The following is a 14997-nucleotide window of genomic DNA, read 5'->3' on the forward strand; positions in this document are numbered from 1 at the left end:
GTATACATTATGAAAATAAAATTAAGCGCATTTATATACATCCTGTTAACTGTAAGTTGCATTTCAACAAAAGCACAGCAAAAAATGGAAAAACCAAATATCATCTTCATTTTTGCTGATGATTGGGGGTATGGTGATATTAGTGCACATGGTAGTACTTGGATTGAGACACCAAATATTGATAAAATGATTAGTGAAGGTATGGACTTTGCAGACTTTACAGTAAATAGTCCTGTGTGTTCTCCTAGTAGAGTTGCTGTAATGACAGGACAATTCCCAGCTAGACAAAGTATTCATCAACATTTTCAAGGCTGGAAAGCACATGAAAAAAGAGGCATGCCAGATTGGATGGATCCTAATGGGATGTCTTTTCCTAAAGAGTTTCAAAAAGCAGGTTATGTAACTGGACATTTTGGGAAATGGCATTTAGGATGGAGAGCAAAAGATGCGCCAATTGAATCGGATTATGGTTACGATGCGTATGCTACTTTTAATGGGTCTAAAACTATTGATATTCCAAAAGGAGGATCTGTAGGTGTAGATTACGCTGAAGATTTTATTAAAAAACATAAAGAGAAACCTTTCTTTATTAATTTATGGCTACATGAAGCACATACAGCACATTACCCTCAAGAACGATTTATGGATCAGTTTGGTAATCTAGACGAGCAAAAACAAGTATATGCCTCTATAATTGCAGAAGGAGATGAGGCCGTTGGAAGAATAATGAAATTATTAAAAGAATTAAACTTAGACGAAAATACATTAGTAGTTTTTTCTACAGATAATGGACCAGAATGGGAAGGTTCAGAAAAAGAAAAACTGCATAAAGGGGATGTGGAAAACGGAGTAGAAGGTCTTGGGAAGTACTATTCTGTTGGAGAAACAGGAGGTTTAAAAGGTCAGAAAAGATCATTATTTTCAGGAGGAATTAGAGTGCCTTTTGTAGCGAAATGGCCAAAAGTTATACCAGCAGGTGTAGAGGACAAAACATCGGCTGTAACTGCAGTTGATTTATTACCTACGTTTTTTGAAGCAGCAAATATTGAAATGCCTAAAGATTATGAGCCAGATGGTGAAAGCATGATGTCAGCTTTTAAAGGGAAAGGTTTAGAACGAACCAAGCCAATTTTTTGGGAATGGAGAGGAGGAACAAGTAAAGATTATACTTGGCCAACGTTGGGAGTTCAGGATGGAGATTATAAATTGGTTGTTGATGTAACAGGTGATAAATATGAATTGTTCAACATTAAAGACGATTGGAAAGAAGAGAACAATTTAGCTGAGAATAATCCTGAAAAAGCTAATGAATTATTAAAGATGGTTCATGATTGGAAAGCATCTTTACCTAAAGAACCAAACCCATCTAGTTTGTCAGTGGTAAGAAATAAAGCCGCTAAATCAAAGAATAAGAAAAAAGGCAAGAAAAAGAATAAAGACTAAACTATTTAAACTAGATTTTTAGAGCTTCCGACTATTAGATAATAAAGAAAAGTTTCATGATAAAAAATATTAAAATAACGCTACTTGTATTCATTTTTGCCTTGGTAAGTTGTAAGCAAAAAGAAACCAAAGTTGTAGAGGAAACGGCTTCGCTTACTTATGACCAAATGACGGAATCAAAAGAAGCTTCAAAAGAAGCTTTTAATGATGCTAAATATGGAATGTTCATCCATTGGGGGTTGTATTCCATTCCCGGAGGTATCTGGAAAGGAAAAAAAATGGAAGAGCTAAGAGGTCCTAAAGTTGCTGAGTGGATTCAATTTGGAGCTCAAATTCCAAGAGAGGAATATGCAGAGTTAGCACCTCAATTTAACCCAACTAGTTTTGATGCAGATGCCATTGCAAAATTAGCCAAAGATGCAGGTATGAAATATTTAGTAATTACCTCAAAGCATCATGATGGTTTTGCTATGTACGATTCTAAAGTAAGTGAGTATGACATAGTAGATGCAAGTCCGTATCCTAAAGATATTGTTCAAGAACTGTATGATGCTTGTCAAAAATATGATATCGATTTTGGTTTGTATTATTCGCATAATATCGATTGGATGGATGGTAATGATTGTGGACTTTCAGAGTATTTAGCATCTGGAGGAGAAGAGCATGCAAGAGTTAAACGTAAAGCAGGAATTAATACTTGGGACCCAAGTCCAAATACGTTTACGGAATACTTAGAAAATAAAGCCTATCCGCAGGTAGAGGAAATATTAACAAAATTTCCAAATATGACTACTTTATGGTATGATTTTGCTCACTACGTAACACCAGAAGAAAGTGCTAAATTTTACAAATTAGCATACGATTTACAACCTAAAATGTTGGTGAATTCAAGAGTAGGAAATGGATTGGGGGATTTCGATATTCCTGGAGATAATAAAATCCCTAAAGATCATCTGTCTATTACTAAACCTTGGCAAACGGTTGGTACTACAAATAACTCTTGGGGTTACAAGTCTTATGATAACGACTGGAAATCTCCAAAGGAACTTTTGTTTTGGCTTACTGAAATAGTAAGTAAAGGAGGGAACTATATGTTGAATATTGGGCCAAAAGCTTCGGGCGAAGTACCTCAAGAATCTATAGTTAATTTATTAACTGTAGGGAAGTGGTTGCGTGTAAATGGGGAAGCTATTTATAACACGCGTAAGTGGAATGTAACACACGAAGGGCCAACCAAATTAAACATGGATGGAACAGGAGATAGAGAAAAACATGGATTCGTTGCAGCGTTTACACCTCAAGATTTTTGGTTTACACAAAAAGGAAATAGCATTTATGCGATTGCTTTTCAATATCCAGAAAACCAAGTAATAATTAAAAGTTTAAGTAGCAAAAATACTACTAAAATAGAAGATGTCGAGTTGCTAGGTACAACTTCAAAAATTTCATGGAAACAAACTAATGAAGGATTAGAGGTAGATTTAAAAGGAGAGCAAGTAGATAAAAGTGGGTATGCCCTTAAAATAATTTTAAAGTAAAAGCATGAAAACAATTAGTAGAAGACAATCCATTAAAATGATTTCGACTTTTGGCTTAGCATCTTTGTTTCCAACAAAAATATTAAGTCAGGTGTTTACTTCGAATTGTACTATTTGTAAAAATGCTTGGGAAAGCCTAGGTCGATTTACTAAAACAAGATATCAGTTTAGATATATAACACCAATTGCAACTTTGCCAAAGGTTTTTATTTATGGCGATTCTATCTCAATTGGTTATACTGAATATGTTAGAGAATCACTAAAAGATAAAGCTTGCGTATATCGTTTGCATATTAACGGTCAATCTAGCAATGCGTTTATAGAACGTATGGAGAAAATGAGACAAACCATGTTTCAACCTTACTTAAAAGGCGGCTGGGATTTTCAATGGGATGTGATTCATTTCAATGTGGGCTTACACGATCTAAAATATTTACAAGGCAAGGAACTAAATAAAAAGAATGGAATTCAAGTGTCCTCCTTAAAAGTGTACGAAAAAAACCTTAGAGATATTATTTCATATTTAAAAAACACCTATCCAAAAGCAAAATTAATTTTTGCTACAACAACTCCAGTTCCAGAAGGAGAACCAGGAAGAGTTGCAGGGGATGCCATTAAATACAATGCAGTTGCAATAAAGGTTATGAAAGATTATCCTGAAGTGATAGTGAATGATTTATATACATTCTCTGTTCCAATATTAAAAGAATATGCCAAGAAACCAGGAGATGTGCATTATAAAGCAGAAGGTTCTAGATTACAAGGGATTCAAGTAGCAGAAAAGATTGCTAATGCTATAGCAATAACAGCAACAAAATGTCCTTCAGTAGAAGTGATTTCAGCTAAATTTAAAGAATATGAATCTAAGAGATAATAAAAATATGATGTATAAATATGTTTTAGGCTTGTTATTAATAGTTGGCTTTTTAAGCTTGCAATCTTGCAAAGCTCAAAAAGAAAAAATAGAAGCGAAAAAACCAAATATTATTTTCTTTTTTACAGATGATCAATCTTATGATTCTCATAAAAGTTATGGAAACAATGTAGTGAAAACTCCAAATATTGATGGCTTAGCAGCGAATGGTGTTTTGTTTAACCGTCATTATAATACCACAGCAATTTGTATGGCTAGTAGAGCTAATGTAATGACTGGTTTGTACGAATATAAAACAGGATGTAATTTCGATCATGGTTCCTTAGGAACAAAACAATGGTCAACCTCATATCCTGTATTACTTAAAGAAGCTGGTTATAAAGTTGGGTTTGCTGGTAAATTTGGTTTTTCTGTTTCCGATACCAATGAAGGTTGGAAAAAAGAAGGGGAAGTTGCTAAAAAGGACTTCGATTTCTGGGCTGGAAGTCCACATCAAACATCTTATAAAACCATTGAAAATAAATCGATGGCTAAATATGCAGAACAATATCCACATAGTACACGAGCTTATGGAGCTGCAACAATCGATTTTATAAACGAATCAGTATCCAATAAGGAGCCATTTTGTATGAGTGTATATTTTAAAGCACCGCACAGACCTGTAGAACCAGACCCAATGTTTGATGAGGTGTATAAAAATACGGTATTTAATAAACTACCTAATTATGGTCGTGAAGCGGGAAAGCATTTGGCAGAACAATCTAGAATGGGAAGACAATACCCGAGATTTGAAGAATGGGGTTATGATAAAGAAGATAGCTATCAAGAAGCCTTACGCAAATATCACCAACTTATTTATGGTGTTGACTATTCTATCGGAATGGTATTGGAAGAGCTTAAAAGATTAAAAATAGAAGATAACACTATTATTGTTTTCTCTTCTGATAATGGATATTTTAATGGTTCTCATGGCTTAGGCTCTAAGGTGTTACCATATGAGGAAGGGGCTAGAACACCACTCATTATTGTTGATCCTCGTAACGATAAAATTAAAATAGGAAGTAAAACGGCTTCCTTATCTGGTAATGTAGATATTACTGCAACCATTCTCGATTTTGCCGGAGTAGAAATTCCTTCTAATTATGATGGTAAAAGTTTACGTCCTATTATAGAAAACCCAAATACTCAAGTGAGAGAATCACTTCCTATAGTACAAGTTTGGGGTCCAAAAGCTACGCACTGTTTAACCGTTATGGATGACCAGTATAAATATGTTTACTGGTATTATAAAGATGATAAACTTGGAATTAAACCTACCGAAGAATTATTTGATATCCTTAACGATCCTTATGAACTGGTAAACATTGCCACTCAAAAGGAATATAAACCTCAACTAGATAAATTAAGAAAATTATACGATGAACAATTAGTTCATTGGAAAAACGAAGCTGTAAAATACAATGGGTATATAGAATACACTTCTATTTTTAAAAGAGAACAGACCAATTAAACTAATTATATTAAAACCAACAATTATGAAACAAATTTTAACAGTATTCATTATCATGATATCGATATCGGCCTTTTCTCAGGAAAGAACGATTACTGGTACGGTATCCGATGAATCCGGAATTCCTTTATTAGGAGCTACCATATTTATTAAAGCTAAAAATAGTGGTACAGTAACCGATTTTGATGGAAACTTCACAATCAAAGCGGCAACAGGTGATGTTATTTCTTTTTCCTATTTAGGTACAGAAAGTAAAGATGTTGCAGTAACCCAATCGAATACCTTAAATGTCGCATTAAAAAATACAGATGAAGTATTAGACGAGGTTGTAGTAGTTGGGTATGGAACAGTTAAAAAAAGCGACTTAACAGGTTCAATATCTTCCATTAAAGCAAAAGAATTAACAAAAACAGGAACCATAGCAATCGATCAAGCTTTAGCTGGTAGGTCATCTGGTGTTATTGTAACTCAAAATTCGGGAACACCTGGTGCAGGTGTATCTATTAATATTAGAGGTATTAGTACTATTTCTAGTAGCCAGCCTTTATACGTGATTGATGGTATTCCTATGGAAAATGAAAGTGAAGCAGATTTAAATTCAGATTCAACAGGAGGTTCTTATTTAAGCCCGCTGTCTTTAATTAATCCTTCTGATATTGAGTCTATAGAAATACTAAAAGATGCTTCTGCAACAGCAATATATGGGTCTAGAGCTTCAAACGGAGTAGTGTTAATTACGACTAAACAAGGAGAAGTTGGTAAAGGTGTTATTAGTGTTACACAGGATTATTCTATGGGGTCGGTTCCAAATACTATTGATGTAATGGACGCCAACCAATATTGGATTAGTAGAAATGAAGCACGTATTAATGGAGGAGAAACGCCTATAGATCCAGAAATATTAGCTGCAGCAGAAGCAGGAGCGATTCCAACACAAGATTGGTTAAGTATTTTATTAAGACCTGCGACAACTTCTAATACAAACGTTAGTTTTAGTGGAGGGAATAAAGACTTACGTTATTTACTATCTACTAATTTATTAAACAATACTGGTGTTATTGAAAAAACTAATTTTAAACGTATTCAAACAAGACTTAATTTGGATGCAAATATTAATAAAAGTTTAAAAGTAGGTACTAGAATAACATATTCTTATGTAGATACAGATACACAAGCAACTACAACTTCCAATTTTACAACACGTGGTACTTCTAGTGTAATACGAAGAGCGTTACTTTCAAATCCTTCAGTGATTTATATTCAAAATGATGATGACGATATTGAAGGGGAAGAAGATATTGATCAAATTACACCACTATCCTTTTTAAATAATAATGATTGGAACACAAAACAGTATCAAATATTAGGAAGTTTATATGCTAGTTTAAAATTAAGTGAAGCATTTTCTTTTAAATCTACTTTTACATATCAAAACAGAATCTCTAATCAGCGTTTTTATCAAAATGACTTAGAAAATATTATAGATAACCCAGCAAATAATAGACATGGTTGGGCAAGAACTAGTGATGCTAAATTTAATAGTGGTACCATTACAAACCAATTAAATTACAACCAAAAATTTGGAAATCATAAATTGAATGCAGTATTAGGTCAGTCTGCTGAATGGCGTGATAGTGAGTCTGTTAGAACCTCAAATTATGGTTTTGCTAACGATTTACTTGGTTGGTATAATATTGGATTAGCAGAAACTTCAGAACCAGATATTGTTAATTTTACAGATTCTAAATTACTATCGTATTTTGGAAGAATCAATTACTCCTTTAAAAACAAATTCTTATTTACCTTAACAGGTCGTTATGATGGTTCTTCAAAGTTTGCTGAAAATAATAAGTATGCATTTTTTCCAGCAGCGGCGATAGCTTATAAGATTTCTAAAGAAAAATTTATTAGAGATATAAGAGCTATTTCTGAAGCTAAAATACGTTTAAGTTATGGTTTAACGGGTAACCAGGCAATTAGAGAATATCAGTCTTTAGCAGTTTTAAGCCCAGATCAATATGTAACTAGTGACGGTTCAGGAGGAGAAGCTGTTAATTCTATTTACTATTCTACTCAAATTCCAAACTTAAATTTAAAATGGGAAACCACGCGTCAATTTGATGCCGGTTTAGATTTAGGTTTCTTTAAAAATAAGTACACATTAACTTTAGACTATTATAAGAAGAAAACAACAGATCTTTTATTTGCAAATAATGAAATCCCTTCTCAATCTGGTCAAAGTACATACACGCAAAACTACGGTGAAATTGACTCCCAAGGATTTGAAGTGTCTTTAGGAGCCAAAATTATTAGTACATCAAAAGTTAATTGGGACTTAAATGCTACTTTTTCTACAGGGAAATCTAAAATTGGAGGTTTAGTTACAGATTATATTAATGCCGGTAGCCAAGTTAATGGACGTGTGTCTGGCGGAACACAGCGTTTAATTAATGGAGAGGCGATTGGTACATTCTATGGATGGCAAACAGCAGGAGTTACACAGTTTGATGATTTTCAGGAGTTTCAAGGCTTATCTAACGAGCAACAAGTAGCACTATATAATTCTGATAGATTGGCTACGTTTACATATATCCCACGAGCAGATGGATCTATCCCTCAAAATGAATCGTTACATAGACCAGGAGAGCAACTATATGCAAATTTAAATGGTGATGGTATTATTGATAATGATGATAGAAAGACAATTGGAAGCGCACAACCAGATTTTATGGTTGGTTTAAACAATACATTTCGTTTTGGAAATGTTGACTTTAGCTTCTTTTTCGATGGACAATTTGGTCAAGAAGTTGCAAATATTCTTAATATTAACCTCTTAACCTTCGCCGATGGTCAACAATTAGAATTAGTCGAAGGAGCTTGGACTCCAGAAAATCAAAGTTCTAGTTTACCAAAAGTAAGAAGTGCAGGTGGTGGAGATTTCTTATTTAGCGATCGCTATGTAGAAGATGCTTCATTTGTTAGATTACAGAATGTTACCATAGGGTTTACTTTACCAGACGATGTAACTAAAAAGCTAGGACTAGCTTCCTTAAGAGTATATGCTTCTGGTAGTAATCTTTACACTTTTACAGATTACTCAGGGTTTAATCCAGATGTAAGTTCATTTGGTAGAAATAATTTATCCATAGGTCATGATACTGGAGTGTATCCAGCGGTAAGAACGTTAAGTATGGGACTAAATTTAAGATTTTAAAAAATTAATAAAAACAACAAATTATGAAAAAATCACTTATAATAGGATTGTTCTTCATTGCAATATTCTCTGTGTCTTGTGAGGATTATTTAGTAGAAGAACCTAGAACGTTAGTCTCAATATCCAATTTTTATCAAACAGAATCGGATGCACGTACAGCTGCAGATGCGATGTATCATGCACTTCACGATGGAACAGCAACATCTATTTATGGTCGTTATTGGCCTCAAATCGATTTAGCTACAGATGACGCCATCAATAGAAGGTTTTATCCAAATTGGGCAACGCACCAAGTAACATCTATTGATGAATGGTTAGAGAATAATAAACAATATCAAGGTTTATGGGTAGGTGTCGCTAGAGCTAATGATGTTTTAAAATATGTTCCGCAAGTGGACATGGATGAAGATGGAAAAAATGCTATTCTAGCCGAAGCACATGCTTTAAGAGCTTTCTGTTATTTTCAGTTAGCAAGAGTTTGGGGAGATTTGCCATTAGTGGTTAACTCTGTAACAACAGAAACAGATTATAATTTACCACGCTCTAGTGTAGATGAGGTGTATAACCAAATTATTATTCCAGATTTACAGTTTGCTGAAGAATTTGGAGCAGATGAATTACAAGCAGGACGCTTAACAAAATGGTCAGCGAAAGTTATTCTTGCAGATGTGTATTTAACACGAGCAGGATGGAGCAGGACTTCACAAGGTGATAAGGTGCAAGGAGATGCTTCCAATTGGGCTTTAGCAAGTGCAAAAGCTAAAGAAGTATTAGACAGTTCACCACATTCCTTAATAACTGTAGATTTTGTAGATGGAGAACATACTACACCAGCTTGTGGTGTGCCATGGTTAGAGGATTACCCATTTTCAGTAGAGTCTATGTTTGAATTAGCATCTACAAACCTTGGTGGTTTAGGTTCGTATTTGTCTAGAGAATGTGTTAATAGAGTAAATGGAAGGTTTTATTGGGGAGCAGGTAATAATAACACGCCTTTAATAGATGAAGGGATTGAGTTAACCATTGTAGAAATGGGATGGACCGGAGGAACAACAAATGGTGGGACCCTTTTAGTGTCTCCCGATTTATATTCTGCATTTGACGAACCAGGAGATAAAAGAAGAGATTGGGGAATTGTTACTAGATATAACGCGCCAGATGGAAGAGTGTTTTTATCGCAACCTCAATTTAGAAAGTACATGGATATGGGCTTTTTTACAGATGATGGAAATGGAGATGTCGCTTTTCAACGTACCAATAATAACTTCATATTATATAGATATGCCGATGCATTGTTAATTTTTGCGGAAGCAGAAAATGAAGCAAATGGGCCAACAATACAAGCACATGATGCATTAAATGAAATTAGAAACAGAGCTGGTTTACCAAGTTTAACTGGTTTGTCTCAGAGTGAGTTTAGAACAGCAGTGCTAAAAGAACGTCGTCTAGAATTACATGCAGAAGCAAAAAGACGTTTCGATTTAATTAGAACTGATGGTTTTACAGAAATGGAAACCGATTTAATTACTGTTTGGGGAATAGATCAAGGATCTCAAACTGATATTATTCTTAATTCTAATTATGGTTCTGCTCCATGGCCAGATCGCGAATGGTTATTACCAATTCCTGAATCTGAAATGAATTTAAATAGTGTAAATGGTTGGGAGCAAAATGAAGGGTATTAGCATAGAATAGTGATTTCTATATAAATTTAGTATGCATCAGTAAAAATCTGTGGGAAGTAATTTTTTTCTAAAGAATTCTTTTCTACAGATTTTAATCCATAAAATTACGCATAGCTCATGAAATATATTCAGTATACTTTAGTGTTTGTAATTGTCTTGTTTCAACTTCAAATGAACGGGCAGGAAGTAGTAACAGAAAAGGTCAAAAAATCCGCACAGCTAGATGGGGAGATTGCACCAAATTGGGAATCCATGTCTAAAAATTATCATGTACCTAAATGGTTAGAAGATGGTAAATTAGGAGTTTGGTTTCATTGGGGAATTCCTTCTGCAGTAGATGAAGATCGTCCGCTGGATGGGTCATGGTATGGTAGAAACATGTATGGTGGTGGAAAAAAAATGGCACAAGTATTATCGGAGTGGCATACACAACGTTATGGGTCAATTGAAGAGTTCGGCTACGAAAAACTGATTCCTTTATTTAAAGGTGAAAATTGGAATCCAGAAGCTTTAGTTGCTTTTGTAAAAGATAATGGAGCACGTTTTATTATGCCAGTTGCAACGCATCACGATAATTTTGATATGTATGATTCGTCTTTAAATCCATGGAACGCCGTAGATATGGGACCAAAACGGGATGTTCTTGGCGAATGGAAAGCAGCTGCAAAAAAGTATGATGTAAAATTTGGTATTTCAACGCATCTGTATTGGTCACCAGGCTGGTGGCGACCTGCTCGTAAATACCAAAAAGAAGGTACGCTAGAGTGGAAACTTTTTAATATGGACTACGATACCAAAGATTTTGCCAGTCAAGATAGTTGGAACGAACATTGGTATGCGCGTTGTTGGGAGATTATAGAAAAATATGACCCAGATATGTTTAATAATGATGCGCCTTTTCCAAAAATAGGACCAGGCAAAGGACTTGGTGTTAAATTATTCTCTGATTATTTAAATCGAGATTTAAAGGAGAACAATGGAAAACAAACTGTTGTACTTTCTTTAAAAGATAAAACTGTAGATCGAACTGCTTTTACTTATAACTTAGAACGAGGTGGTGCAGGAGAAATTAAGCATGAGGCTTGGTTATGGGCAACCGATCTTTCAGGAGATTGGTTTTATAATAAAAATTCCATTAACAAGATGAGTATTCCAGTAATGGTGAGTAATGCTGTTGATGCTATTAGTAAAAACGGTATTGTGATGCTAAACGTGGCGCTTAAAGGAGATGGGACTATCCCAGAAAAACAGATTGGTTACCTCACTGCTTTTGGTGATTTCCTAAAAATTAATGGAGGCGGGATTTATAGTTCTCGTCCTTGGAAAACTTTTGGTGAAGGTCCTCTAGAAGTTAAAGATGGTCGTCAAGGAGAAAATCATAGTGATTATTCGCAGGAAGATATACGTTTTACAACTAAAGATAATATGCTCTATGCTTTTGTATTGGCTGTGCCTACTAAAGATATTGTTATAAAAACTTTAGCTGAAGGAGGATTACTGACTCAGAAAATTGAAAGTATTGAGTTAATGGGAAGCACTGAAAAAATAAAATGGATACGTAATAAGGAAGGACTTACTATTGAACTTCCAAAAAGCTTACCAGGAGAAATAGTAAATGGATTTAGAATAGTGATTTCAAATATTAATAATTAATCGTTGAAATTATGTTTACTAATAGCACATTAAACTGTAGGTTTTACAAAAAAAATAGCATCACTTTTTTATTGTTAATTATTGGTGTGTTAAATGGGTTTTCACAATCGAATACTTCTAAAAGTAAACCTCCAAATATAATCTACATTTTAGCAGATGATTTAGGGATTGGTGATTTGAGTATTTACAATGAAAACAGTAAAATAAACACGCCTAATTTAGATCAAATGGGTAAAGAAGGTATGCAGTTTACCGATGCACATACATCTTCTTCCGTTTGTACACCTACTAGATATGGTATTTTAACGGGACGTTATAACTGGCGAACACCATTAAAACAATTTGTGCTTTGGGGAAATTCTCCGATGTTAATAAAAGACAACAGATTGACAGTTGCACAATTGTTGAAAAACAAAGGATATCAAACAGCAAATATTGGAAAATGGCATTTAGGATTAAATTGGGCAATGAAAGATAGCGCTCAAGAAATGGAATTTTTTTCAAGTATTAAGGATAGATATGATGCAGACAGTATGGACTATTCAGCACCATTAAAAAAAGGTGTTTTAGATGTAGGTTTTGATTATTCGTACGCCATTTCAGCATCCTTAAATATGCCTCCGTATGTCTATCTTGAAAATGACAAAGTCGTACAATTACCTAATAATATTTCTGTTCAGAAAAGAAAAACTAATCCTTACAGTCATTGGATAAAAGGTGCTATTTCTAATGATTTTAAACACGAGCAAGTGTTGCCAGTTATCGTTAACAAAGCAAACAGTTACATTCAAGAAAAAGCAAAGGAGGACAAACCATTCTTCCTTTATATGCCTTTACCAGCACCTCATAACCCTATTGTTCCTATCGAACCTTGGAAAGGAAAAAGTAACATTAATCCGTATGCAGATTTTGTAATTATGATTGATGATTTAATGGGAGAACTTTTTAAAACGATTAAAGAAAGCGGTATAGAAGAGAATACGCTAATCATTTTTACCAGCGATAATGGTTGTGCATCCAATGCAAATTTTTCGGTATTAAAAGAAAAAGGACATAACCCAAGTTATGTGTATAGTGGGGAAAAAGGAAGTTATTTAGAAGGAGGTCATCGGGTACCTTTTCTAGTAAAATGGCCTACAAAAATTAAAGCCAATACCGTTTCAGATGCCACAATTTGTACGACAGATTTTATGGCGACTTGTGCGGATATTGTAGAATACAATTTAAAAGATACCGAAGCAGAAGATAGTTATTCCATGCTGCCTTTACTGTTGCAAGAAAAGGGTTTTCAGCGTGAAGCAACCATTCATCACAGCAAAACTGGAATTTTTGCCATTAGAAAAGGGGATTGGAAACTAATTGTGTCGCCCAATTCGGGGCTAAACGCGAATGGAAAACCAGAAAAATTAGAGAAGGAACTCCCTGAAAATATTCTGTATAATCTAAAATTAGATATCGAAGAGCACGTAAATGTCGCAGAGAAATATCCAGATAAAGTTACAGAATTGAAAAAATTATTGATAAAGCTAATTAATGAAGGTAGAAGTACTCCTGGTGCAGTACAAAAGAATGATGTTGTTAGCTCTCCATGGGTTCAAACAGATTTTTTAACAGAAGAATAATGATGCTTCATAATACACACGCTAAATAGTATGACGCAAATTAAAACTTTAATATGCACTGTTTTTTTAATTGTTGGACCATTAGGCTTTTCGCAAAACCCTATTCTTAGAGAATCTGATGCTGATTTTCTATATGTATGCGATCCTGCAGCTGAAGTTTTTGAAGGGAAAGTTTACGTCTATTGTTCACACGATCAACCAGATGCAGTTAATTATGAATCGATGAAGGATTATGTAATTCTGGAATCATCAGATATGAAAACATGGATTAATCATGGCGTTGCACTGGATCCTCAATTAAATAAAGGATTCGAATATGCACAATCCAACATGAATGCTCCTGATGCAGCGTATAAAAATGGTTGGTACTATTGGTATTTTCCAAGTGATATCACCTATGTTGGTGTCGCAAAAAGTCGCACTCCAATTGGTCCATGGGAATCTGCGGTAACCAATGAGTTTACTGCAATTTTCGATCCAACCGTATTCGTAGATGATGACGGGCAAGCTTATATTTATGGCAATGATCATTGGGTGGATTTGGGCGAGCAAGGTTCACATATTATGGGAGCCAAATTAAAAGATAATATGGTAGAATTAGATGGTCCATGGATTCGTTTAAGTAAAGAAATTGTAAATGAAGCTGTACATGTTTTTAAACGTGATGGCATTTACTATTTCAGTGCAAGAGTTGGTGGTGTCACTAAGTATTGGATGGCAGATTCACCTTTGCCAGAGTATGCGGATTTCAAAGGTGAATTAGCACCGAATTCTCCTGAATCACCAAACCACACATCAGCAATAGAATTTAATAATCAATGGTACCTTTTTTATCATCGTGGAGATGTTAATCATGGTAGTCGTTATAAACGTTCGGTTTGCTTCGATAAAATGAATTTTCGTGAAGATGGAACCATAGAACCCATTGTTTACACCCTTGATGACGATGTGGAAATAACCAAACCCAATTATCCTCCTCGTAAAAGAAAAAAAACAGTTGCGAAGGACATGGTGCCTAATGAAGATGGAAGCATTCGGCATCAAGCTCAAGACTTTTTAGAACAGTCAGGAATTACAATAGAAGACCAGAAAGATGGTGAAAAAAGTCAAGGTCTTAGAGGGATTTCTAACGGAGATTGGACAAGCTATGCTAATATCGATTTTGGTAATAGTGCGGATCCATTTCCTTTTCGAGTAAGCGTGTCAACTCCAGAAGATGGCGGGAGAATTGTTTTGCGTTTAAATGATCCTAAAGGCACCATTGTTGGTTCAATACCTATAACTTCAACTGGTGGATGGGATAACTATAAAACTATTTCAACAACAATAAACGGAATCCGAGGAACCCATAAACTTTATCTATGTTACGTAGGTGAAGCTGAAAATCTATTTAATCTCAATTGGTTTGAATGGATACCAACAATAAGGAAGAAGAAGTAACACTAAATTTATAAATGA

Annotated in this window: 9 protein-coding genes; all 9 read left to right on the plus strand. The window is 34.6% G+C overall.

The genetic code is table 11. The features are described 5' to 3' along the window. The first annotated feature begins 9 nt into the window (after positions 1-9). The 9 genes from Q4512_RS13495 (at position 10) to Q4512_RS13535 (ending at position 14979) form a co-directional block, all read left to right on the plus strand. Positions 10-1443, plus strand: a complete 1434-nt coding sequence (locus tag Q4512_RS13495) for a sulfatase (protein WP_303425610.1) — start codon at positions 10-12, stop codon at positions 1441-1443. A 56-nt stretch (positions 1444-1499) separates the two neighbouring features. Next, the gene (locus Q4512_RS13500) at positions 1500-2981 is read left to right on the plus strand and encodes an alpha-L-fucosidase (protein ID WP_303425612.1); all 1482 of its coding nucleotides are present in this window, start codon (positions 1500-1502) and stop codon (positions 2979-2981) included. 4 nt (positions 2982-2985) lie between these two features. Further along, positions 2986-3855, plus strand: a complete 870-nt coding sequence (locus Q4512_RS13505; protein WP_303425613.1) for an SGNH/GDSL hydrolase family protein — start codon at positions 2986-2988, stop codon at positions 3853-3855. Next, entirely contained in the window at positions 3839-5365 is a 1527-nt protein-coding gene (locus Q4512_RS13510) for a sulfatase (protein WP_303425614.1), read from the plus strand. The genes Q4512_RS13505 and Q4512_RS13510 overlap by 17 nt, the downstream gene beginning before the upstream one ends. A 25-nt stretch (positions 5366-5390) precedes the next feature. Continuing rightward, positions 5391-8579 (plus strand): TonB-dependent receptor, encoded by a 3189-nt coding sequence (locus tag Q4512_RS13515; RefSeq protein ID WP_303425616.1) that lies wholly within the window; start codon positions 5391-5393, stop codon positions 8577-8579. Positions 8580-8602: 23 nt separating this feature from the next. Then, positions 8603-10264, plus strand: a complete 1662-nt coding sequence (locus Q4512_RS13520; RefSeq protein WP_303425617.1) for a RagB/SusD family nutrient uptake outer membrane protein — start codon at positions 8603-8605, stop codon at positions 10262-10264. Positions 10265-10381: 117 nt separating this feature from the next. Further along, positions 10382-11917 carry an alpha-L-fucosidase gene (locus Q4512_RS13525; RefSeq protein WP_303425619.1) on the plus strand — a complete coding sequence of 512 codons (1536 nt, stop codon included), beginning with the start codon at positions 10382-10384 and terminating at the stop codon, positions 11915-11917. Positions 11918-11928: 11 nt separating this feature from the next. Then, a complete protein-coding gene (locus tag Q4512_RS13530; RefSeq protein WP_303425621.1) occupies positions 11929-13539 on the plus strand; it encodes an arylsulfatase in 1611 nt (536 codons plus the stop codon). Between the two features lie 30 nt (positions 13540-13569). Then, positions 13570-14979 carry a family 43 glycosylhydrolase gene (locus tag Q4512_RS13535; protein WP_303425623.1) on the plus strand — a complete coding sequence of 470 codons (1410 nt, stop codon included), beginning with the start codon at positions 13570-13572 and terminating at the stop codon, positions 14977-14979. Positions 14980-14997: the final 18 nt, after the last annotated feature.

Source organism: Oceanihabitans sp. 2_MG-2023 (assembly GCF_030547245.1).
Taxonomy (GTDB): Bacteria; Bacteroidota; Bacteroidia; order Flavobacteriales; family Flavobacteriaceae; genus Oceanihabitans.